The sequence below is a fragment of the Alphaproteobacteria bacterium LSUCC0684 genome (assembly GCA_041228335.1).
Classification (GTDB): domain Bacteria; phylum Pseudomonadota; class Alphaproteobacteria; order Puniceispirillales; family UBA1172.
Window position 1 is genome coordinate 1,733,726 of record CP166130.1, and the last position, 22,519, is coordinate 1,756,244.

20 protein-coding genes are annotated in these 22,519 nt (G+C 52.0%); 14 read left to right on the forward strand and 6 right to left on the reverse strand.

The genetic code is table 11. From position 1 onward, the window contains the following. Position 1 precedes the first annotated feature (1 nt). The 3 genes from flgK (at position 2) to AB8880_08330 (ending at position 5,467) form a co-directional block, all read left to right on the forward strand. Positions 2-3,601, forward strand: a complete 3,600-nt coding sequence (gene flgK / locus AB8880_08320) for a flagellar hook-associated protein FlgK (GenBank protein XDZ64929.1) — start codon at positions 2-4, stop codon at positions 3,599-3,601. Between the two features lie 13 nt (positions 3,602-3,614). Then, positions 3,615-4,517, forward strand: coding sequence for a flagellar hook-associated protein FlgL (gene flgL / locus AB8880_08325; protein ID XDZ64930.1), 903 nt, complete (start codon positions 3,615-3,617; stop codon positions 4,515-4,517). A gap of 185 nt (positions 4,518-4,702) precedes the next feature. After that, entirely contained in the window at positions 4,703-5,467 is a 765-nt protein-coding gene (locus AB8880_08330; protein ID XDZ64931.1) for a hypothetical protein, read from the forward strand. A gap of 198 nt (positions 5,468-5,665) precedes the next feature. On the opposite strand, the gene AB8880_08335 is transcribed toward AB8880_08330, so the two are convergent. Genes AB8880_08335 through AB8880_08345 form a run of 3 tightly spaced genes read right to left on the reverse strand, consistent with a single transcriptional unit; the run spans position 5,666 to position 8,503 of the window. After that, positions 5,666-7,189 (reverse strand): hypothetical protein, encoded by a 1,524-nt coding sequence (locus AB8880_08335; GenBank protein ID XDZ64932.1) that lies wholly within the window; start codon positions 7,187-7,189, stop codon positions 5,666-5,668. 8 nt (positions 7,190-7,197) lie between these two features. Further along, positions 7,198-7,608, reverse strand: a complete 411-nt coding sequence (locus tag AB8880_08340) for an adenylyltransferase/cytidyltransferase family protein (GenBank protein ID XDZ64933.1) — start codon at positions 7,606-7,608, stop codon at positions 7,198-7,200. A 55-nt stretch (positions 7,609-7,663) separates the two neighbouring features. Continuing rightward, positions 7,664-8,503, reverse strand: a complete 840-nt coding sequence (locus AB8880_08345) for a flagellin (GenBank protein ID XDZ64934.1) — start codon at positions 8,501-8,503, stop codon at positions 7,664-7,666. Between the two features lie 149 nt (positions 8,504-8,652). Here AB8880_08345 and AB8880_08350 point away from each other — a divergent pair, with 149 nt between their 5' ends. After that, positions 8,653-9,144: a hypothetical protein gene (locus tag AB8880_08350; protein ID XDZ64935.1), complete on the forward strand. Its 492-nt coding sequence runs from the start codon at positions 8,653-8,655 to the stop codon at positions 9,142-9,144. 17 nt (positions 9,145-9,161) lie between these two features. Here AB8880_08350 and fliD read toward each other — a convergent pair whose 3' ends face one another. Further along, on the reverse strand, positions 9,162-10,781 hold the full coding sequence (fliD, locus tag AB8880_08355) for a flagellar filament capping protein FliD (protein XDZ64936.1): 1,620 nt from the start codon (positions 10,779-10,781) through the stop codon (positions 9,162-9,164). A gap of 126 nt (positions 10,782-10,907) precedes the next feature. On the opposite strand from fliD, the gene AB8880_08360 reads away from it, so the two are divergent. Continuing rightward, positions 10,908-12,626: a chloride channel protein gene (locus tag AB8880_08360; protein XDZ64937.1), complete on the forward strand. Its 1,719-nt coding sequence runs from the start codon at positions 10,908-10,910 to the stop codon at positions 12,624-12,626. Positions 12,627-12,677: 51 nt separating this feature from the next. On the opposite strand, the gene AB8880_08365 is transcribed toward AB8880_08360, so the two are convergent. Then, entirely contained in the window at positions 12,678-13,028 is a 351-nt protein-coding gene (locus AB8880_08365) for a hypothetical protein (protein ID XDZ64938.1), read from the reverse strand. Positions 13,029-13,083: 55 nt separating this feature from the next. Here AB8880_08365 and AB8880_08370 point away from each other — a divergent pair, with 55 nt between their 5' ends. Further along, on the forward strand, positions 13,084-13,485 hold the full coding sequence (locus AB8880_08370; protein XDZ64939.1) for a flagellar protein FliS: 402 nt from the start codon (positions 13,084-13,086) through the stop codon (positions 13,483-13,485). Next, entirely contained in the window at positions 13,482-13,772 is a 291-nt protein-coding gene (locus AB8880_08375) for a hypothetical protein (GenBank protein XDZ64940.1), read from the forward strand. The genes AB8880_08370 and AB8880_08375 overlap by 4 nt, the downstream gene beginning before the upstream one ends. A 35-nt stretch (positions 13,773-13,807) precedes the next feature. Here AB8880_08375 and AB8880_08380 read toward each other — a convergent pair whose 3' ends face one another. Further along, positions 13,808-14,902, reverse strand: coding sequence for a sigma-54 interaction domain-containing protein (locus tag AB8880_08380; GenBank protein ID XDZ64941.1), 1,095 nt, complete (start codon positions 14,900-14,902; stop codon positions 13,808-13,810). 232 nt (positions 14,903-15,134) lie between these two features. On the opposite strand from AB8880_08380, the gene AB8880_08385 reads away from it, so the two are divergent. The 7 genes from AB8880_08385 to AB8880_08415 are packed head-to-tail and all read left to right on the forward strand — an operon-like array spanning position 15,135 to position 22,458. Beyond that, positions 15,135-16,304, forward strand: coding sequence for a sigma 54-interacting transcriptional regulator (locus AB8880_08385; protein XDZ64942.1), 1,170 nt, complete (start codon positions 15,135-15,137; stop codon positions 16,302-16,304). 26 nt (positions 16,305-16,330) lie between these two features. Then, positions 16,331-16,657: a flagellar hook-basal body complex protein FliE gene (locus tag AB8880_08390; GenBank protein ID XDZ64943.1), complete on the forward strand. Its 327-nt coding sequence runs from the start codon at positions 16,331-16,333 to the stop codon at positions 16,655-16,657. A 35-nt stretch (positions 16,658-16,692) separates the two neighbouring features. Next, a complete protein-coding gene (gene fliF, locus AB8880_08395; GenBank protein ID XDZ64944.1) occupies positions 16,693-18,408 on the forward strand; it encodes a flagellar basal-body MS-ring/collar protein FliF in 1,716 nt (571 codons plus the stop codon). A gap of 43 nt (positions 18,409-18,451) precedes the next feature. Then, on the forward strand, positions 18,452-19,489 hold the full coding sequence (gene fliG, locus AB8880_08400) for a flagellar motor switch protein FliG (protein ID XDZ64945.1): 1,038 nt from the start codon (positions 18,452-18,454) through the stop codon (positions 19,487-19,489). A gap of 24 nt (positions 19,490-19,513) precedes the next feature. Next, complete coding sequence (locus AB8880_08405) at positions 19,514-20,710, forward strand: FliH/SctL family protein (GenBank protein XDZ64946.1); 1,197 nt, start codon at positions 19,514-19,516, stop codon at positions 20,708-20,710. Then, a complete protein-coding gene (locus AB8880_08410; GenBank protein ID XDZ64947.1) occupies positions 20,703-22,028 on the forward strand; it encodes a FliI/YscN family ATPase in 1,326 nt (441 codons plus the stop codon). Before AB8880_08405 ends, AB8880_08410 begins: the two co-directional genes overlap by 8 nt. Before the next feature lie 4 nt (positions 22,029-22,032). After that, positions 22,033-22,458, forward strand: coding sequence for a hypothetical protein (locus AB8880_08415; GenBank protein ID XDZ64948.1), 426 nt, complete (start codon positions 22,033-22,035; stop codon positions 22,456-22,458). The last annotated feature ends 61 nt before the right edge of the window (positions 22,459-22,519 follow it).

Consider the following 22,519-nt stretch of genomic DNA (forward strand, 5'->3'; position numbering starts at 1 on the left):
CATGGCCGGCTTGATGGATATCGGCAAATCCGGCTTGCAATCCTACCGTGAGGCGCTCTCGGTAACCGGCCAGAATATCGCCAATATCAATACCGATGGCTATAAACGGCGCGAGGCCTCCCTTGCCGAGGTTACGGGGGCATCGGGGGGAATAACTGCCCTGTCTTCACAACAAGGGCTGGGTGTCCGTGTTGAGGAAATCCGCCGGTCATTTGATGAATTCCTGCTCAACAAGGCGCGGAATGCGCGCTCCAACGCTGCAAGTATTGAAAATTATCTGGACAGTATTTCCCAGCTTGAGGATATCCTTCTGCCAGGCGATTCAAATATCGGCAATGCCATTGGCCAGTTTTTTGAAACGTTGCAAGAAGTCGCGGCAAATCCCTCTGAAACCGGCCCCAGAATGATGGTGATGCACAGTGCAGATTATCTGACAAGCCTCTTCCATCAGACTGCAAAACTGGCAGATGAGATGCAGCGAGGACTGCTGACCCAGAGCGAACAGGCTATCACTGAAATCAATTACCTGACCAATAATCTGGCGAATATCAATCGCAACATCATTTCATCGGGAAAGAACGCGCAGAATGCCTTGCTCGACAACCGGGACGCACTGATTGACAAGATCAGCGAATATGTCAATGTCACCATCCAGCTGGAAAACAGCGGTGCCGCCGTGGTGACCCTTGGAGACACATTCAGCGGCCCGGCACTGGTCACTGGTAGCAAATCTCATGATATCAGCGTCCAGAAGGGCAATGAACGGTTGAATTTCTTTGTCCAGAAGGACGCAACCAACGTTCTCACTTCACAGGTCACGAATGGTAGCCTGAAAGGCTATAGCGATGCCTATATGGCTATCGCTGACACGCTCAAATCCCTTGATAATCTGGCCTATAAACTGATTCAGGATATCAACAGTATCCACCAGCAGGGCATCGATCTTGAAAGCCAACCGGGCGGACTTTTTTTCCATGATATAAATTTCAATGTCATCCCCAGTCCTTCCAACATGGGAAGCGGGGGCGCAACAATAGAAATCATTGATTTTTCCCAGGTCAAATCCGATGAAATCATTTTCAGTCATGATGCCGATCAGAACATCTGGGCAGCCCGCGACAAAACAAATGCCTTGATTGCGAGTGGCCGCGACAGCATATCCCTGCCCGGGATGAAAATCAGTTTCACCGGTGACCCAGCACCTGGCGATGAAATCAGCCTGCACCCCATGAAAGGTTCTGCAGAGGCCATCTCCCTTGCCATATCACGGCCTGAAGACATCGCCGCAGCATTGCCCTTTCTGATCTCTTCCAAAGTCACCAACGCAGGTAACGCCACCCTAACGGCCACCGCAGTGGATACTTACGAAACACCAACAAATCTGCCCAAACTGCAGGATGTCATAGCTAATGGGCATTCAGCCACAGGCTCATCACAGTTTATGCGTGATGGCGCCGTCGCGCTGATCCCGGCTGATGTTGAACATATTGATTTGATGAGCCTTATACAGCAGTCGAGCATTCATTTCGGCATGCCGGAAGCCGCCATTTCCGGTGTCAGCACCATCAGCCTGACAAGCCAGCAAGGCAATAATACCCCCAAAACTTATACTTTTGATCTCAGCGCCTATGCCAGTACCCTTAACAGTGCCTCCAGCGATGCCGGTTTCAGTTGGACCGACGCCGAGCAAATCGCACGGCTGATGAATGTCGGGGCATTGAAAGCCACGAACGGCGTTGATCCGGGGGAGTTCACGCTCAGCGAAATTGGGGGCCATGCTTCGGGAGCTGGCGGCAATCTCAATATTGCGCTGCATACAGATACATTTACCGCTGGCAACGCATTGTTCAGCAGCTATCCTACCATAGCAGGCGTGGTATCTGAACGAATTGACAAAGCTTCAGACATTCAGGTCTTCACTCGTGAAGGACGGCATATTGCCGGAACCAGCTTTACCGGGATTGCCAGCCTCGTGACGGCTGAAAACGGATTTTATTCTGCTGCTGAATACCGCGATGACTACCTCAACCGCACGGATGATGCGGGTTATATGGGCATGACCGTGAAGACGAGTGCTGACTTCGCCGACGAACTCATCAACGTCAGTGACACGGATACCGGACATCGCATCAGCTTTGACCGGATTAATGAAATCGATGGCGCTGACGGCACCTTTGATGGCAGCCGCGCTTCCGCTGGTATTTTTGACTACACGGTTTCGGTCGGCGGATTTTCAGCGCAGCTGGACGAAGGAAACGTGGATGGTCATTCAGCAGAAGCCATAGCCAAAGCAGCGATCGAAGTCTTCCGAAGCAATGCCCCGATCCCAAGTCTTGCAGGCCTTTCCAGCCTTATTTCAACCGCCAGTTTCACTATAACGGCCGACCAGAAAACCACCCTCGATACCGATGGTGAACTGAAGGTCACCTATAGCGGCATCGATTATTATCTTGGCAAGGATGGCAGCAGTTACACCATCACTGGCGGTCGGGCGGACAAACTGAGCCTCAGTTTTGATCCAGCCACCAGAACAGTGACAACAACCTATCCTGAACTGCCGGAAGACGGCGCCGCAGTTGCCCTGGCTTTCGAGGGCCAGACATACATGCTCAGCATGAAGGACGGTGAGGTCGCGGTCACCGGAGGCGAGCCCGGACGGCTTATTGCTCGATATGATAATAATTTCAGATTGCAGATCTCCGCCAGTAACGGGAGCATAAGCCGAAGTGACATAACTATCGTAGATGACGCCACCTTGAGCAATAATCTGGGTATGGCCAAAGTCTTCGGCCTTATCACCGACACCGCTTCACCTGTCACCAGTTTTGCCAATGATACCGGATATACCATACCTGATTTCGATATCACCATCGACGGCGCGAGCCTTGTTGTCAACAAGGATGCAGACCACCTCGATGACGTGATCGCGATTTCCACAAATGTCGGCACCAAGATCGGCGAACGCATCACCCTGAAGGGCCTGCCGCGGGAGGAACTTCTTGTCTTTATCACCGGAAGCGATGATGGCAACGGGGTACGAGCGCGCTCAATCAGCGCGGTCTATGACATGGCTCCAGATACCGGCCCCGCCTTGCCGCGTGATCTCACGGTCAGCGTTGTGGATGCGCAAAAAGGCATCTTCGAGGTCATTGACACAGCCACCAATAGTTCGCTTGCGACACGCCAGCTGGATGCAGAAGGGGTGGCTTCTTGCCTGGGCTATCGCTTTACCTTCGACGGGACCATCCTGAAGGATGACGCGTATTTCATTTCCAACAACGACGGCGGCGTGTTTGATAATCGCAACATCCAGCGGATGATTGACCTGAAGGTCAGAGGCAAGGATCAGCAAGGTGGTTTTCAGGAAATTTTTTCCAATCTGGTGCTTGGAATAGGGGCTGATATACAATCCAACAAACTGAATGCCGAAGCGGCTTCAGCGCTCAAAGATGCCAGTATCGAAGCCGAAGCCATGTATACCGGCGTCAATCTCGACACTGAGGCATCACAACTGATTGAATACCAGCAGGCGTATCAGGCCTCGGCACGCATCTTGCAAACCGCAAGGGAAATCTTCCGGGATTTGCTGGAAATGATCTAAGACAGAGGCATTCATGCAGGTCAGTACAAAAGTATTTAACGATCAGGCTCTTGCTCGCTTTGGTGAAGCATCCAAAGAGATACAGAATGTTCAGGCCAGAATAGCCACGGGCAAAAATCTGCTGCGCGCATCGGATGATCCCGTGGCTGCTGTGGAAATATCTTTCGCCAAGGACAAGCAGAAAACGCTGCTGCGATTTCAGGATAATATCGCGCGCGTGAAGGACCGACTTGAACTGACCGAAATTTCCATGACAGAAATGCAGAATATCCTGACGCGAATTTACGAACTTACCATTCAAGCCAAAAATGACACATACAGCACCGCCGACCGTGAGGCCATACGGCAGGAAATACTCACCCTGAAAGACATGATGGTCACTCTGGGCAATACACAAGACTCTAATGGAGACGCCATATTCGCCGGCTACAAATCTGATGTAATACCATTCAAGGAAAATGAGCAGGGTGTAGTTCAGTTTTTTGGTGATCAGGGTGTAGCTCGCCTGCAGATATCTGAAACCCTGATGGCCGCCACTGCCATCAACGGCGTTGACGCTTTCATGCGAGTCAACACAGAGACCGGGTACAAAGATGTTTTCTCCATTGTCGACGGTATCATCGACAATATGGGGGATATAAGCACGAACACCACCATCATTGGTGAAATCAAATCCAGCCTGAGCCATTTCAGTAACAAACTTACAGAAGTCGGCTCCCTCATCAATCTTGCAGACCTGCAGAATGATACGATCGAAAAAAGGCGTATGCTGGTGACCGAAGATCTCTCTGAACTGGCAGATGCCGATCTGAGCCAGCTAGTTACCACGCTGCAGTCTCTCTTGCTTAACCGTGATGCTTCCCAGCAGAGCTTTGCCCTGATTGGCCAGCAAAGCCTGTTCGATTATTTGAGATGATATCTAAACCGCTGATAGTAATGATTACGCGATGGCACGGAAATTGCAAAAAACTACTTCTACTCTAGATACGGTAAATGCGCCCAATCAGGGACTACGCCAGCAATCTTAGCGGATTTGGCCTCCGAATTTCCAAGCCGAAAACTTAAACAATCAAAAGAAATCTGCCTAAGGAGACATATAAAATGAAAGATACGTTCTTTGATAGAAATATTAATTTTTATGACTGGATACTTAGAAAGGATATAACGACACATGATGTCAATCGGAATATCGCAATTGTATCGACGCCTAGATCGGGATCAACATTTTTTTGTGATGTGATTAATCAATCACAACGATTTGGTATCGCCGCGGAATGGTTTGGACCAAAACAAATAAGTGCATTTTGCACGCATACAGGTCGTGATTTCGAAAACTTCGACCTACAGGAATATGTGGACATCATATATAAACGATCTGCAAGCAATGGTACGTTCTCAGCAAATTTTCACGTCAATCACTGGGAGTTTTGGAAAAAAAGGGGTGTCGATCTCCTGAATATAGGCTGGGAAAAAATCGTATTTATAGATCGAAAAGATAAATTCTCTCAAGCAAGATCTCTCGCAACTGCAGAAAAAACCGGTTCTTGGCGAAGTATTGACGCCCCGATAGGAGATGACACATCAACTATTATAGATGTCTTGGGAGCGTTACAAAGGCTTTATCGATGGGAAAAGACCTACATAACCTCAATTAAGCCAAGCGTCGCAGAAACTTTTTATTATGATGAATTCACAGGAAAGAATTTTAGTGAATCCTTTCATCGCTTTGCCAATACAGTAGAAGAGAAAATAGAGGGCATTATTTTTCAAAAGCCCGAACGTCTAAGCAAACAATCACACATGAATAAGAATATTGAAACCGGTGAATTTGTGGCTTGGTTAAAGCAAATAAACCAAGATTCCTAAATGCTACACGTCCCCTGCATTTGTATTTGCATTGTCATGGATATTTGGAAATATCAATTTCAGCTGGTGAACCTGGGCAACCACCACCCAGTAAAGAATTTTCATTCAATGGTCTTCTTGACGAAGCTTAATCATACCATAAAGAATATAAGCTACTTAACCTATAGTTAAGCTGGATACAAAATCAATAAACTAACCCTAAACAGCGACACTCTCCAAAATTAATAGAAATTTACTGAAAGTTTCCTCAGATGGCTGAAACTCTTTTTGAACACTTCTTCTGATACACTTAATCAACGCATTACCTTTTTCGAGCGACCCGCCCTTTTGAATGAGATCGATCATTTCATGACGCGCAACAAATCCAAATAACGCTTCGTTTTGTTTAACGAGAGCAGGTGATTGAAGTTTTACAAAGTAGAATGGGTCCGGAATATTCCAAGTCGAACCATAATTTTCACTTAACATTTTTTCATAATTACTTGGAATAAAATAATTATTGCCCATAAAACTCCGTGAAATCAAATCAAATTTCGAAAATTTATAGTTAATTGTATACCCTATACGACTATCAATTCCATGCAAAAAATGATCGTCCCGATCATGAAAAAAGAATATGTCAAAGTCAAAACCTGTATCTTTGTGCCGAACCGGCAGGAGAAAGAGTTTGTTGCCACGCAAATCTTTTGTGGAAAAATTGAACTCCCCCGACTTCAAAAGAGCGGCCGCAACATCATATTGGCTCTCCCACCCAAATATGCCGATGTCAAAGTCCTTATCGTGATTGAATATCCGACCCTCCCGAACACAACCAAGCAAAGTACCAGAAATCAAAAAAGGTTGTAAGCCAGCGGCAACAAGAACATCATTAACACGACGGAGGGAATACTCTGCGATTTCACGAGAAAATTCTGAAACTCCTACGTTTGGAGAAACGTAAGGCAACATGCAATCAGCAGAACTTATCGCGGCATTAAAATCACCAGAACTTAAAGAGCGCCTCATCGATATTGAATAGTTAACAAGTTTGTCTTTTACGTTGTGATTTTTTATTATTTTTTCTGCTTCAGCAAGACCACCATTTTGAGCAACCAAAAGAGCCATGCATGCATATAGAAAATTTTTATTATTCGCATCACTAAAGCATACCGACTGAGCAATTATTTGACAATAACTCGCCCAACGATCAAGATCTATGTTTGCAGAAAGACGATCAGAAAAAGTTGCTGAAAACCTAGCAAGAGAAACAAGGAAATTTGCAAGAAATTCGCGTTCCACACCAGATGAAGCGGAATAAATGTTATTAACTAAATCCTGCCTATTATTTAGAGCCGCAAACTTTATAAGTTGCAATCTACAATATATCGATATTTCCATCAACTCAGATCGGCAGACTTTTCGCTGATTGAAAAATAAATCCAAGCAAACGCTTAAGTCTTTCGGCAAATCTCCGGTGTCATTAATCGGGGAATTTGCGTTATACAAAAGAATTTCAAGAGCAGCCGCATTTCGGCTTTCCGGATATTCGGAAACTGCATCGATAATTTTTGCAATCTTTTCTCGCTCACGCACGATTGATAAGATGCTTGTAAACTTAATTAACTGAATTGGATCCTTTAAAATTGGATGCGATGGAAGATCTTTTAAGTTTATCGGGTTTCTCGAAGTATTCCTGATAAAATCTATATCTTGTTCCGTAATCGCTCCATTCTTAAGTTTCATTTTCTCACCTAGATTATCAATTTTTCCTGTTGCGAATTGGCTAACCTGGCCTTAAGCAGCGTCGTTGATATGCCAACCGTTCGAGGCAAATATTTCACCTCACAAATATCTTTCAACCAATCAAATTTTCCCCTCCAGTCATCACCCATAACAAAAAGATCGATATTAAACCTTTTTACGTCGATTACCTTCTGCTGAAAAGAATTTTCAGGGAAAACATGCGCATTTGGGACATGCAATCGGACGTCATTTGCCCTTGTAGAAAATTTATTACACGATGTCTTTCCCTTTTCCATGTTAAAGCTATCTGTGGATACGCCGACAAAAAGATTGTTGCACATTTCGTTCGCGCGAGTAAGGATCCGCTCGTGGCCATAATGAAAGAGATCAAAGGTGCCATATGTCAGTACGTTTGTCATAATACCCTCCTCAAAGAGAGTGGGCGGTAGATTTTTCTACCGCCCATTAACTTCTTTATCCCTGCAAGAGGGTTAGTGCAACCTGTTTAGATGCATTTGCCTGAGCAAGCATGGCCATCGATGCTTGCTGAAGAATTTGCGTCTTTGCAAGGTTCGTTGACTCTACCGCAAAATCGGCATCTTCAATCCGTGATCGGCCAGCATCCAAATTGATCGTAATGTTGGTCAAATTTGATACTGTGTTGTCAAGTCTATTTGAATAAGCACCGAGGTTAGCTCGCTGTGTGTTTACTGAGGTGATTGCCGTATCAATTGCATCAATTGTGTTAAGTGCACTTGAATTGCTTGCCATCGTCAACGCATTTACACTAAGTGTAGAGGATGTCATTGAACCAATTGCAACGGTAATTGTGTCAGAACCTGAAGTTGTACCTGCTCCAACGTGGAAGGTGAAGGATCCAGATGTGCCACCGGTTGCGTCAAGCAGTTTGATACCAGCCCAAGTCGTGACATTGGCAATACGATCAATCTCGTTAACAAGCTCATCAACCTCAGCCTGCAGGTTAGTACGATCATCAGTTCCGTTAGTATCATTTGCAGCTTGAACTGCTAATTCACGCATGCGCTGAAGAATGTTCACAATTTCATTGTGTGCACCTTCAGCAGTGTCAATCAATGCCTGTGCGTCCATCGCATTGCGGATGGCTTGGTTCGTGCCACGAATTTCCGAGGTCAAACGTGAAGCAATCGCCACGCCTGCCGCATCATCAGCTGCAGCATTGATACGTTTGCCGGTTGAAAGCCGCTCCATCGAGGTTTCCATCGACTTGTTGACTGACGAAGCAGCCGCGGCAGCGCCGAGGGCGCCGATATTGGTGTTGATAACTAATGCCATTATACTCTCCTAGCACTGTGAAATTACAACTCGCGTCAAAGTGTTAAACGACACATCTGAAAAAAAGTTAGGGGAAAATTATTTTTTTTGTTTTTATTGAATTTTCATTTATTCGGTTCTATTAAGATTTTATAAATTTCATGGTATTGATGATGTTTACACCAGGCTGGATTTTCGACATAGCAGTTGCACGAACCGCGAGTGAATTCCTGTCTGCCGACATTGGAATTGAAGCTTTTGCCAAGAAATATGCTGAGGGACTGGCCAAATACTACACCACTCCCATTGACGTCGCACTCTTCAGCGATACAGCACAGACTATTCTGGAATTTCTGTCGGAAATCGAGGCTGGAGATAGGGCGGTTGAATATCTCAACGATTTCATATACTTCAGACTCTATAATGAAAACACCAGCACCCCCCGCAAGATGAAACCCATGTTCGGCTCCATTGAAGATGGCGTCAAAACACAGGAATACAAACCTGAAGAGACGATCAAAGCCTTTCGTGCTTATATCTTTGGGCTGAGATCGAACGCCGTCCCTACTGCACCGGATGGCTGGCGGCTTGAAACCGACGATCATATTGACAAGCTCAAATCAATTATCGAGCGTCAGGTCAGCATGCTGGATATGTTCTGATCTACTTAGCATCTTCGTTATCTATTTGTATTTGCACGCCAGGTATCCATCATATTGGTCAAAGATTGCTCAGTTGATTTCATCATTTGCATGAGACTGTCCATCCGGGCAAAACGTTCAACGTAATTTGCCCTGAGGAATGCCATTTTCTCATCAAGATTATCGAGGTCTTCTTCATATCTGGTGACATCATCACGATAGCGGTTGATCTTGGCATCCAGATCATTATTACTTTTCAGATAGTCATCTGCCATCAACCTGAGCGCGCCAACTGCGCTGCGGCCCATATAGACTGTTGCACTGGTAACACCTGAACCAACTTCCAGCACAAGCCCGTTGGTATTCCCTGAATTTGATGAATAAACTCCATTGCTCAACGTCATGGTATCACCATCAATGGTGGCGTTGCCGGAACCATCCACTGTCAACGCATAGGTACCGGGTGTCCAATTTGTGCCGCTGGCAGAAGCGCTGACGCTCGACGTTGAGGCGCTGAAACTGTTCTTGATCATGGCTGGAAAATTGGCTGGATTACTATCGAAAGCAGATTTGAACTTAGCAGCGTTAAGTGTAATACTTCCATCCCTCTCGGTCATTACACCAAAATTAGCCATATAAAGCGGATCATCCGCAAATCCATAGATCGCATTGGTAGTTATATTTTTTAGTGACCGTTTTAAACTAGCAATTGTTGGATCACTCACAAGAGGACCACTTTCTGCCCCGTTAGTGCCACGCAAACTCAACTCTCGCAACTTGCTGCCGAGCGTATTCATTTCATCCACCAGCGCCTGCATGATAACAAGCGCATCACTGGCACTGTGGCTTGCTGAAATAGTTTGCGCAGAGGAGGTGACGTCATTAAGCGTGAGACTAACCCCGTCAATCAGGTCGGTAATGGTATTGCTGTCTCTGGTAATCGCAACACCATCAAGACTCAAGGCGGCATCACTTGCCGCAACCGTTTCCTTTATGGCGTCATAACTGCTGTAGTCAAGCCCGGCAAGACCGCTGCTTGGAGTGAGTTCGGTTGCAACTATGTGCATTGCGTTGTCGACACCTGAAGAAGATTTGATCATCAGGCTATAGGCGTTAGTATCTGTTTTAACGATTGAAGCCGTCAGTCCTATGGCGGCATCATTAATCGTGTTGCAAACATCAGATAATGTATCTGCACCCGACGAAATCGAAAGAGTATTGGTAGCGGTGGCGTTTTGAGTAAAACTGCCACCACTCCATGTGCCAAAAGAAATTGCAAGCGAGCCTGCACCAAGCGATTGATCCTGGCTCGTAAACCCATCAAAAACAAGGGTTTGCGCTTTGGCAAGACTGGCAATCTCTATATTATGGGAAAAGGTACTGGCAGTGGATCCATCTGTAATTGCAAGATTAATGGCAGAACTGCTCGATGCTGTTGACAGACTACTCAGATCGTTAAATGTGGCCAGGGATGCATCAAAATTTGCCAGTGCTGTCTTGACCTGCCCGAGCGCGGAGATGCTGACATTGCGGTATTCTATTTTCCCGTTGATTTGCTCTTCCTTAGGCACGCGCTCGGCATTGACGAGGGCATCGATGATCTCGGTGGTATTGAGACCACTGCCGACATTGAGCGCGCTGAGATAATCGGTTGCCATGGGTACCTTGTTCCTGTTGCCTTCGTGAATAACGACCCATAGCATGCAAGTTATATACCTTCTTTGCTGAAAGGGCCCATTTGGAGTATGATTAAGTTCTAATATTTAATTTTATCCAGGGTTTCCATGTCGCCATCATCATCCGGTCATCTCATGCCAGCATCACGGCTGGCGCCGTTTTTTGCCCTTCTGGTGGGGATCGGGGTCGCCTTCGGCATCATGATGGCGATCGTGACGAACGGATTTGTTCTCGGTGTCCGGTCGCTCACCAGCATACGGGAGAATATGGGTTTTCTCGATTTTACGCTTGGCGGGGCCGAGCTGTCGCTTGCGCCGCTTCTGGCTATTCTGATCGCTGCCATGGCGATCCTGGTGATCCGGAAGGTCTTTGGTATCACGCGCTGGCACGGCCCGGCGGACAGTATCTATGCCGCGCACCGCACCGACAACGAACTTGATGTGAAGGCCGGGATGGGCTCGACGCTGGCGGCGTTTGTCTCGGCCAGCGGCGGCGCGTCGGTGGGTCAATATGGCCCGCTGGTGCATTTCGGCGCCACGATCGGCAGTTTCCTCCGTCAGGTCACGGGCAACAGGCTAACAACGGATATTTTCATCGGCTGCGGGGTGGCCGGGGCGATTGCCGCCGGTTTCAACGCGCCAATAGCCGGCGTCGTCTTTGCCCATGAGGCAATCCTGCGGCATTTTTCGGTCCGTGCCGTCACCCCGATTGCCATTGCCAGCATCACCTCGGCGGGTATCAGCAAATGGATTTTCAGTGACAGCCACGCCTTTGCCGTGGTGCCGCCGATCTCGCTTGTCGAAACCCTGCCGGTTGCGCTGGTCGCCGGGCCAGTTTTCGGCATCATCGCGGTGCTTTACATGATGGCGATCCGGCGTTCAGCGCAACTCGCCGGCAGATCCGGCTATTCGCCAGCCGTACTGCTCCTGATTGCGGCGGTCCTGACAGGTCTGGTCGGGATGGTGCTGCCCGAAATTCTGGGGCTCGGCACCGGGGCGGTGCTCGACATGCTGAACATGAAACTGGCGCTGGCCATGCTGCTTGTCATCATGGTGGCGAAAACGGTCATGACGGCGCTATGTATTGGTTTCGGGCTTTTTGGCGGGCTGTTCTCCCCTGCCCTTTTCGTCGGGGCGGCGGCAGGGGGCAGTCTGCATCAGCTTCTCGGCGCGATCGGGATTACGGCAGGCGGGCCGGTGATGGTGGTCTGCGGCATGGCCGCGGTGGCAGGTGCGGTCATCGGCGCGCCGGTCTCCGCCATTCTCATCATGCTGGAAATGACCATGAGCTACAACTACGCGCTCGCCTCCATGCTGAGCGTGGTGACGGCCGCGCTGATCAGCCAGTATCTTTACGGCCATTCCTTCTTTGACCGGCAGCTCCTCGATCGCGGCATCGATATCGCGCAAGGTCGCGGGCATCTGGAGATGATGGAGTTGTCGGTTGAGACCATCGTCGATCGGGAATTTCTTGCCGCCCGTCCCGATGAGACGAAAGATGCAATCCTGCCGCGGATGATCGAACAAGGTGTCAGCGAAGGATATGTGATAGATGGCAGCCGCTATGGGGGCAAATTCACCCTCAAGCAGCTGATCCCGCTTTCCGGCGGTGAGCGTATCGCAAGCGTGGCAGATCTCGAGGCCATCTCGATCAAGCATGATGCGTCGCTGATGCAGGCGATCGAGATTGCCAGTGACTTTGTTGGCGAGTCCATCCCCGTCCTCAACCGGGAGACGGGCGAGATGATCGGCATCGTGACGGAAGGTGATATCTTCCAGCTGTATCTTAAGACCCAGTACACTATCATGGATCTGGAACATTCATGACGTATCTGTCCTGAGGGTGAGCCTCAGGTTTAACCTGTCAAGCCGGGCTTGTCAGGCGAGGATGTCCACCTGCTGCGAGAAGCGGGGCTGATCTGCGTAAAGATTTGAAATTCGTGCAATTTTTGAGGCCGCCGACTGGTGAATATACCCGGGCGAGAGCATCGCACGGGCGCTCATGAACTGCTCGGAGGTGATGGTGGAGGGCGCGAAACGAGGGTGCGAGATCACACTTGCGGGCCGCTGGCTGTAGTCCTTATAGGGCGGATTGATCATCCCCACCGGTTCAAGCCCATGGCCGGTCTGGCGCAAGGATGGCACAGAATTTGCAGCAACGGGCAGAGGTGCCAGGACCTGTTGTGCTGGCATGACAAGGGAGGCTTGTGTCTGATCGACTGCAATCATATGAAATTTTTATCATATTTCCCTCAATAATAAAAGCCTGGAGTGCCCGAACCCCATGTCTGTCAAGAAAATGATGCATGCCTATACGGTTTCCGATCGCGAAGCGGTGGCGGAGTCCAATGATCCGGTTGCCATTGTCGCGCTTTTGTTTGATGAACTTATCCGCAACATGCAGGAATTTGTCCGTCAATCTGACCCTGAAACGGGAAAACCTGAAGATAAATCCTACCATTTCAGCCGTTCGCTGACCTTGATCTACGCCCTGCAATCCAGCCTGAATTTTGAACAAGGTGGCGATATCGCCAGCAACCTGTTCCGGCTTTACGAATATTCCCGCCAGCAGATGCTTCAGGACTGGAAAGGCAAAACAAGCGAACGCACCGAACATGCCATTGCCGTTCTCGATGACATCAGGGACGCCTGGCAACAGATCAGCCGAAAAGGAGCTGCCGAATGACCACCGCAATCGAGACGATCAACACGATCAAATCTGTGAGCAACGACATCGAAGCGGCCATAACCGCAGGCAATATCAATGAAGCCATCAGCCTTGAAAACCTGCGACATGAGAAAATCAATTCCCTTGCGTCGATGGATCTTGAGGAAATCACCCCTGAAATCAGGCAGGAGCTCACCTCTATCCTTGGCCGTATTCAGGAGGATATCGACGTGATCGAAGCCGCCATGCTCGAGCTGAACAAGACCACGGGCAAACAGGTGCGGCGGCTCAACGGCTATCGCTAGATCACGGGCGCGCTGACCTCGGGGGTATTTCGAGTTTATTGTTCTGCCTGGGTCTGCGGCTTTTCGATAAGGTGCTTGCGCATTTTCTCGATCAGGGTGGTGCGCCGGAGCTTGAGCGCATCGGCGGCGTGACTGACCAGCCCGTCGTGCTTTTCCAGCGCCGCCTCGATCAAGGTGATCTCAATATCCTGAAGATGGCGGCGCAGATCAATATCGTCGAAATATTCAAACCAGTTGCGGTAATCCGATGTATGGGGTAGCGGCGGCCGGGCTGAAGAATCAGCGCTGATACGGGCAGGTTCCCCGAGATCGGCGGTGGCATTCCAGATAATTTCGGCTTCGATTTCGGGTTTCGGGGCCTTCATCCGGATCAGGTTTTCGCGCACCTGCTCGGCGCCGATCTCCTTGCCGGCAAAAAGCACCGCCGCGCGCTCCAGCACGTTGCGCAGCTCACGCACATTGCCGGGCCAGGAATAGCGCATCAATTCGGCGACGGCCTCCTCATCAAAGGTGAAATCCGCGACATCGCCGTTCTTTCGCATGACCCCGAGGATGCGTTCAATCAACTCCGGGATATCCACCTTGCGTTCGGCAAGGCTGGGAAGCTGCAGGGGAAAGACGTTGATCCGGTAATAGAGATCCGCCCGGAAACTGCCTTCATCCACCTTGGCTTTGAGATTCTGGTGGGTGGCGCAGATCAGCCGGAAATCGACGCTGATATCCTTGCCGCCGCCGACACGCTGAATCTTGCGATCTTCGAGCGCCCGCAGAAGTTTGGACTGAAGCGAGAGGGGCATATCGCCAATCTCATCAAGGAAGAGCGTGCCGCCGGAGGCCAGTTCAAACCTGCCCTGGCGCGGCTTGTCGGCGCCGGTAAAGGCGCCTTTCTCATGGCCGAACAGTTCGGATTCAAGCAGTTCCGACGGAATGGCGGCGCAATTCACGGAAACAAGATTGCCCTTTCGGGTCGAGGCATGATGGATGGCCTGGCTGACCATTTCCTTGCCTGTACCTGTCTCCCCCAGCACCAGCACCGTGGTCGAGGACGGCGCCACCATGCCGATCATGTTCTTGACCGCCATCATGGCGGCCGACTGGCCGGTGATAAACTGATCGATGCTGGCGCTCATCGGTACTGGCACTCATGGATAAACCAAAAGAATAATGTCCATATTTTGACAATATTTCCCTGAAATGTAAAGCCGCGTCAAAAAACCAACGCCTGCAAGAGGAAGATTTCAGGATTTTATTTTATCAATTAATACAACGGGTTGCGAAAAATTCTTCGATCCTGCCTCATCCTGGCAAGGATCTTGCCTTGTCTGTTTCGAATTAACTTTTTGTGAACGAATAGAGGTTCCCATGCCCCAGATACGGCTTGCCAAAGACCTTTTCGATGCGGCGGACGCCCTTGAGGCCATTCTGGCGCGACGCATGTTTGACATCAGCGGCCTGCCTGCGGGTGATGAGTTACCTTCGCAGGGATCCATTCTCATCTGCTCCCACGCCTATCAGGAGAAAGTCGGCGGGCGCGAGAAAATCGTCGAACTTGCACGCCAGTCCAGGGCGCGGCAGATCATGATCATCCGGGAAGGTCAGGAAAGATTTGCGATCAGCACGGATCTGGGCGGCAAGATGCTCAGCCTTGATCTGCCGGCCGGGAAAAAGGTTGAGCCGGCGATGAATTACGGGCTGAACATGGCAGCTTCGCTGATCGATGCCGAAGGTCATCTGGCGGTGGGAAGCTCATCGAGCGAGTCCATGCTCAACCTGGCAAAGAAGGTGGCGGCCACCGATGTGACGGTTTTCATCAACGGGCCGACGGGCACCGGCAAGGAGGTTCTCTCCAGGTTTGTCCATGATCATTCGGCGCGCAAAGACAAGGCTTTTGTGGGCATCAACTGCGCGGCCATTCCCGAGAACATGCTTGAGGCCATTCTTTTCGGCCATGAGAAAGGTGCCTTTACCGGCGCATCCACCGCAAACAAGGGGATCTTCCGCGCCGCCGATGGCGGCACGCTGCTGCTCGACGAGATTTCAGAAATGCCGCTTGGCCTGCAGGCCAAGCTTCTGCGCGTGCTTCAGGAGAAGATTGTCACCCCTCTTGGCAGCCAGAACGAGATACCGGTTGACGTGCGCGTCATAGCCACCACCAACCGTTCCATGGCCGAAGAAATTCAGCGCGGGAATTTCCGCGAAGATCTGTTCTACCGGCTCAATGTCTTCCCGCTTCAGACCGCCAGCATCGCCGATCGCAGCGAGGATATCATCCCGATCACCACCGCGCTCCTGAAGCGGCACCACAGCGACCTTGCGACAATTCCCTGGATGGATGAAGCCGCCGCAAGCCAGCTGACCGGCTATCACTGGCCGGGGAATGTAAGGGAACTTGAAAACGTCTTGCAGCGCGCGCTTGTCCTGGCATCGGATGGCGTCATCACTTCCGATGACATTATCTTCGATACCACCATGACGCATATGGCGCCGCCCCCACGGGAGGCCGGCATGCCCCAGCAGGCGCTGGCCCAGTAACAACATCAGTTTAAGAGGACGTGATCATGAACGGCATCAAAGGCACAACCATCACCCAGCTCAGCACCAGCACGGCACTGACCGAGGCACGGGCGGCACTCAACGCGGCCAAGCTCAACCAGTCGGCAACATCCGAGGGGTTTGGCGACCGGCTTGGCAATGCGCTCAACGGCGTTGCCGAAGCGCAGAACAACGCCGCCGAACTTGCCCGGGCCTATGAAATGGGGATTGAAAACGACCTCAGCAAGGTGATGATCAGCCAGCAGATTTCCTCGCTTGGCTTTCAGCTCACCCTCAATGCAAGGAACAAGGTCCTGAGCGCCTATAAAGATATCATGAACATGCCTGTGTAAATCAGAACCCGCACCGGTGATTATGGAGAACAGAAATGGCTGAAGCTGCTAGCATGGATGAAAAGAACGGCTCCCTGACCCTTGCCCAGGGCACAGGTCCTCTTTCAAGCATTCGCCGTATGACCGCTGACCCCAGCATCAAGAAATCGATGCCGATGATCATTTCGGTCATTGCGCTGACGGTCGGTCTTGTCATGTACATGTTCATCCAGAAACCTGCCGTGACCACGCTTTATGCCTCCCTGCCCGATGCCGAAAAAGCCCGTGTCGTCGAAGCCCTGCGCAATGGCGGCATGGATGTGAGCGTCGATCCCACCACCGGCGATGTGCTGGTCCCGGTCAGAGACTATCACAGTTCAAGGATCATGCTGGCAGCGCAGGGACTGCCGACATCCGTGCCCGAAGGCTATTCCGGGATCGGTGATATTCCCCTAGGTGCCAGCCGTTCGGTTGAAAACGTCAAGATCAGGCAGGCCCAGGAAATGGAACTGGCCCGATCGATCAGTGAAATCGACGGCGTTGTCGCCGCCAGAGTGCATCTGGCCATACCTGAAAAGTCGGTTTTTGCGCGTTCAGCCGTGCCGCCAAGCGCCTCGGTCTTCATGCAGATGAGCAATGGAAGGACCCTGGGCCAGCATCAGGTCAGCGCGATTGTGCATCTTGTCTCCTCCTCTGTTCCGAGCATGGCAAAGAGCGATGTGACGATTGTCGATCAATATGGAAACCTGCTTTCCAAACCTGTCGATGATCCGTCCAACGCCCTTTCCGACAGCGAGCTTGAACATCGCATGAAACTGGAGCAGATCTACCGCGCCCGCATCATCTCCCTTGTCTCCCCCATTGTCGGGGCCGGGAATGTGACAGCGCAGGTCAATCTGGAGATGGATTTCACCCGCAGTGAAGTCACCGAAGAACTGGTTGACCCCGAAGCCAACGCCCTGCGCAGCAGCCAGTCCAGTCTCGACGTGACGGCAAATGCAGGTGCCAAGGGCATCCCGGGCGCAACCACCAACAGCCCGCCAGCCGCCACCGAACTCAAAAGCGATTTCACCAATCAAGGCAGCTCCGGCGGCGGCGTGCAGACACGATCTTCAAACGAGGTGCGGAATTTTGAGGTCAGCCGCACGATTTCCACCACCAGGAAACCGTCCAACCAGATCACCAATATTCAGGCCGCCGTGCTGGTGCGCGAGATGGTCGTGGAAAACCCGGATACGGGCGAGAAAACCGTTGAAAAGATCCCGCCTGAAAAACTGAAGGAACTCGAAGCCCTCATCGCCGATGCCATCGGCATCAATCCGGAACGTGGTGACCGCCTGACCGTGAGCAGCTCGACCTTCGTGTCCGTCATCGAAGGCTTTGAGAAGCCATGGTTTGAAATGGACTGGGCCGTCAACCTGATGAAGCAGAGCATGACGCTCTTGATCATGGGTGTTATCATCCTCGGGGTGATTCGCCCGATGATCAACCGGATCATGGTTCCGATTGCCCCCGGCAAGCCCGGAGAAGCGCTGGTGCATATGGAAGACGAGCCTGATATGGATCAAGTTGAAATCGGCGAAGGCGAGAGCCTTGAGGACATCAAGTCCAAGCTCAAGCCGAAGAAAGCCTCCATCTCCGCGGAGATGCTGGACACCGCCAACACCTATGACGACAAGGTGGCCGTGATCCGGATGATCGTCAGCGACGAAGCCGGCCGTGTCTCCAACGTCTTCAAGGCCATGATGAAACCTGACCTGGATGCCCGCTAGGCCTGATATCCGGCAGAAGCAGTGATTAAGAGAGGATAGACAAATGGCAGAGACCGATAATCAGGATAATGAACCTTCCGTCTTCGACACGCTGACGGGCACCCATAAATCGGCAATCCTGATGATGCTCTTGGGGGAAGATGAAGCCTCGGAGATCCTGCGCAATCTCTCCCCACGCGAAGTCCAGCATCTGGGCCGGGCCATGTATTCGGTGCAGGGACTTGATCAGGAAACCGTCAACAAGGTCCTGGATGAGTTTCTTGCCATCATCAAGGAACAGACAAGTCTCGGCCTCGGTGCCGGGAACTATATCCGGGTGGTGCTCAACAAGGCACTTGGAGAAGACAAGGCCCAGTCGGTGCTGAGCCGCATCACGCCGTCGAGCAACAACCAGCCGATAGAAATTCTGGACTGGATGGATTCAAAATCGATCGCCGAGCTGATTGCCGATGAGCATCCGCAGATCATCGCGCTGATCATCTCCTATCTTGATTACGGTGTCGGCGCGGACGTTCTCGGCCTTCTGCCTGAAGATCTCCAGCCTGATGTGGTGGCGCGTATCGCCACCCTCGAGACGGTGCAGCCTGACGCGCTCAAGGAGCTTGAACTTGTCATGCAGAAGAAGTTTGCCGCCAACACCAACCTCCGGGCATCGCAGGTCGGCGGTGTTCAGGCCGCGGCGAAGATCATGAACTTCACCAAACAGGCCATGGAAGCCCGGATCATGAAATCCCTCGGCAAGGAGGACAAGGCGCTCATGGTCTCCATTCAGGAAAGCATGTTCGTCTTCGACAACCTCATCATGTCCGACGACAAGTCGCTGCAGACGCTGCTCCGGAATGTGGATACCGAGGATCTCGTGCTGGCGCTCAAGGGTGCGGACGAGCCGCTTCGGGAAAAGCTCTTCTCCTGTATGTCGTCGCGTGCGGCGGCCAACCTTCAGGACGAAATGGAAGCCCTTGGCCCTGTCCGTCTCACCGAAGTGCAGGAAGCCCAGAAACGCATCATCAATGTGGCGCGGCGTCTTTCCGATGAAGGCTCGATCGTGCTGGCCGGACGCGGCGGTGATGATTTTGTCTAGAACGTGATGTGGGACCGGCACGCCATGATGACCGCCAGCGCAGAAAATCAAGCTCATGAAGATCAGGTGGATGCCCCACTTGATCGGGCTGAAATCCTGCGTCTGGTCAAGGCCTCACGCAATGCCGGATACAACCGGTCAGAGGAGGCCTTCACCCAGCCGAAACAGGATTTCAAGCCTCTTTCCATCAAGGAAATGGCGGCGCTGAGCGCAATGGTAGCCCGGGAAAAGGCAGCGGCTGAAGCCACATCTTCAACCGAACCTTCATCGGCTGAAGATGCGGCGGCGGATCACCCTCTCCCCGAAGACAAGGTTTCAGCAGCGGAAGAGAATGCCGATCAAACAGCGCCCGAAACCAGCCGTGAAGAGGCCGCTGAAACCGCGATTGCCGACCCGCAGGCGAAGGCCGGGGATGAGGCGGCTGCTGATACGGAAGATGACGCGCCCGATGAGAGCGGCAACCCCCCCCAGGATGCCAGTTCCCCGGAAAGTATCGAGACCATCGGCGAGCAGGTGAACAAGGCCGCGGAAACGGCGGATGAGAGCGCCCCCGAAGATGCCGGATCCTTTGATGAGATCAAGGCCCGGATGGATGCTGTCTCCCGGCTCAAGCCAAATGAGGAAGGCGCGGCCGAGCACCCCGAATATCAGCGCGGCTATGAGGAAGGCCGCAAGGCTGTTCTGGCGGAAAAAGAAGCCGAAATGAATGATGCCATCGCCGCCTTCACCGCCGCCACCGAAGCGCTCAGCAAAGATGAAAACATTGATCTTTCCCAGCTTTCGCCTGCGATCAGCCGGGCCATCATGGAACTTGCCAGCGAACGGGCCGGGATTGCCATCGACGCGCACCCGGATGCCTTTGCGGTGCGGATTGAGACCATGGTAAAGCGTATTCGCAACCGGGTGGACGAGCCCTATATCCGCCTTCATCCGGAAGATGCGAAGATTATCGGGGAAACCCTCGGGGAGATGCTAAGCCCGAGAGTTATCCATATCATCGCCGATGAAAACCTGAACCGCGGCGATGCGCGGATTGATGTCGGCTCGATCGGCATCATGGACCTGATCTCGTCCCGGATGGCGGATGAAACCGGCGCGAAAGAATCCCCCGGGGCTGCCGATAAAGGCAAGGTGAAATCCAGCGGCAAAGACGAAAATCAGGACACAGGCAAAGACGAGGATACCCCCCCGGAAGCAGAGGAGGACGCCAAGCATGACTAGCCTTGCCAGCAAAGTCCTCAACACCATTGACCAGATTTCCATCGACCGGCCGGAAAAACATTTCGGCCAGGTCAGCCGCTTTGACGGCCAGTTTGTCGAATGCGACGGTTTCCCGGCGCCGATCGGATCACTCTGCCATATCGACACGATCACCGGCACCACGGCACTGGCCGAGATCATCGGCTTCAAGGATGGCCGCAACATGCTTGCCATGCTCGATCATGACGCCAAAATCTGCGACGGGGCGATGGTCCAGCTGATCAATACCGGCCATGATATCGACGTTGGCGACGGGTTGCTGGGGCGCGTCACCGATGCGATCGGCCAGGCGCTCGACGGGCCTCCCATCACCGGGCTTAACGACAAATGGCCGCTTGCCGGCAAACCGCTCAACCCGCTCAAACGCAACCTGATCAAGACGCCCATCGATGTCGGGATCAAGGCGATCAACGGGCTCATGACCATCGGCCAGGGGCAGCGCATGGGGATCGTCGCCGGGTCCGGGGTCGGGAAATCGGTGCTGCTGGCCATGATGAGCCGCTACACCAATGCCGATATCGTCGTCATCGGGCTGATCGGGGAACGCAGCCGCGAAGTCGGCGGGTTCGTCAACAGTGTCCTTGATGACGCCTCAAGGCGCCGGACCACCATGGTGGCTGTGCCGGCGGACCGCTCCCCCCTCCTCCGTATCCGGGCCGCCGAACGTGCCACCGCGATTGCCGAATATTTCCGCGACAAAGGAAAAAACGTGCTTCTGATCATGGATTCCCTCACCCGGGTTGCCCATGCCCAGCGCGAGATCGGGCTTTCCATGGGCGAACAGCCGACATCGAAAGGATATCCGCCGTCGGTGGTCTCGCTCCTGCCGCGCCTGATCGAACGTGCCGGCACGGATATAGGCGACAAAGGGTCGATCACCGCCTTTTATACCGTGCTGGCCGATGGCGATGACGGCAATGACCCGGTGGTGGATACCTCGCGCGCCATTCTGGATGGTCATGTCGTGCTGTCGCGCATGCAGGCACAGATGGGGATTTATCCAGCCATCGATGTCTCGCTTTCGGTGAGCCGGGTGATGAATGAAATCACGAGCCTTGAGCATCAGGAAATGGCCCGGCAGTTCAAGCGCATGGTTGCGCTCTATCTTGAAAACCGTGACCTGATCCTGATGGGGGGATACCGCCAGGGGCAGGACCCGGAACTTGACCGCGCGGTGCAGCTCTGGCCCGCGCTCATGGGATTCATCCAGCAGCCCGAACAGGAAAAGGCCAATATCCAGACCAGTATCGAAAGCCTTTCCGCCCTGATGCCGAAATAACCCCATGTCCAAGCGTCGCAACCTTTTTCATCGTCTTGCCATGCGGGAGAAGATCACCGCCATGGCCCGGGCGGAAACCATCCGCACCCTTGATGATGAAATCCATAAAATCACCAGCATTAATGAAAAGCTTGAGCAGATGGCGCTGGAGACCAAGATCAAGGCCGGAACAACGACGATGATGGCGCTGCGTTCCGCCCAGCATTACGGCAGCAAAATCCATGAGCAGATGAAAGTCATTGAAAACAGGGTGAAATTCCTTGAAGAGGAACGCATCGAGGAAGCCCAGATCATGGGTCAGGCGCTCACCCGCCAGAAACATGCCACCGAGAAATCACGCCTGCAGCATATCCTCGAACGTGAGGAAATCGAAGAAAAGGCAGCGACCGACGTGCCCCGGCTCAACACCCCCGGTGCCGGCGGGCGCTAGGCTTTGCCTATATTGGCACTGATCTTGCACATTCCCGTGGCAGTAATTTCATCAAGGGATG

Coding starts and splice junctions, on each gene's coding strand:
- flgK (XDZ64929.1), top strand. CDS start 2: ATGGCCGGCTTGATGGATATCGGCAAATCCGGCTTGCAATCCTACCGT.
- flgL (XDZ64930.1), top strand. CDS start 3,615: ATGCAGGTCAGTACAAAAGTATTTAACGATCAGGCTCTTGCTCGCTTT.
- AB8880_08330 (XDZ64931.1), top strand. CDS start 4,703: ATGAAAGATACGTTCTTTGATAGAAATATTAATTTTTATGACTGGATA.
- AB8880_08335 (XDZ64932.1), bottom strand. CDS start 7,189: ATGAAACTTAAGAATGGAGCGATTACGGAACAAGATATAGATTTTATC.
- AB8880_08340 (XDZ64933.1), bottom strand. CDS start 7,608: ATGACAAACGTACTGACATATGGCACCTTTGATCTCTTTCATTATGGC.
- AB8880_08345 (XDZ64934.1), bottom strand. CDS start 8,503: ATGGCATTAGTTATCAACACCAATATCGGCGCCCTCGGCGCTGCCGCG.
- AB8880_08350 (XDZ64935.1), top strand. CDS start 8,653: ATGATGTTTACACCAGGCTGGATTTTCGACATAGCAGTTGCACGAACC.
- fliD (XDZ64936.1), bottom strand. CDS start 10,781: ATGGCAACCGATTATCTCAGCGCGCTCAATGTCGGCAGTGGTCTCAAT.
- AB8880_08360 (XDZ64937.1), top strand. CDS start 10,908: ATGTCGCCATCATCATCCGGTCATCTCATGCCAGCATCACGGCTGGCG.
- AB8880_08365 (XDZ64938.1), bottom strand. CDS start 13,028: ATGATTGCAGTCGATCAGACACAAGCCTCCCTTGTCATGCCAGCACAA.
- AB8880_08370 (XDZ64939.1), top strand. CDS start 13,084: ATGTCTGTCAAGAAAATGATGCATGCCTATACGGTTTCCGATCGCGAA.
- AB8880_08375 (XDZ64940.1), top strand. CDS start 13,482: ATGACCACCGCAATCGAGACGATCAACACGATCAAATCTGTGAGCAAC.
- AB8880_08380 (XDZ64941.1), bottom strand. CDS start 14,902: ATGAGCGCCAGCATCGATCAGTTTATCACCGGCCAGTCGGCCGCCATG.
- AB8880_08385 (XDZ64942.1), top strand. CDS start 15,135: ATGCCCCAGATACGGCTTGCCAAAGACCTTTTCGATGCGGCGGACGCC.
- AB8880_08390 (XDZ64943.1), top strand. CDS start 16,331: ATGAACGGCATCAAAGGCACAACCATCACCCAGCTCAGCACCAGCACG.
- fliF (XDZ64944.1), top strand. CDS start 16,693: ATGGCTGAAGCTGCTAGCATGGATGAAAAGAACGGCTCCCTGACCCTT.
- fliG (XDZ64945.1), top strand. CDS start 18,452: ATGGCAGAGACCGATAATCAGGATAATGAACCTTCCGTCTTCGACACG.
- AB8880_08405 (XDZ64946.1), top strand. CDS start 19,514: ATGATGACCGCCAGCGCAGAAAATCAAGCTCATGAAGATCAGGTGGAT.
- AB8880_08410 (XDZ64947.1), top strand. CDS start 20,703: ATGACTAGCCTTGCCAGCAAAGTCCTCAACACCATTGACCAGATTTCC.
- AB8880_08415 (XDZ64948.1), top strand. CDS start 22,033: ATGTCCAAGCGTCGCAACCTTTTTCATCGTCTTGCCATGCGGGAGAAG.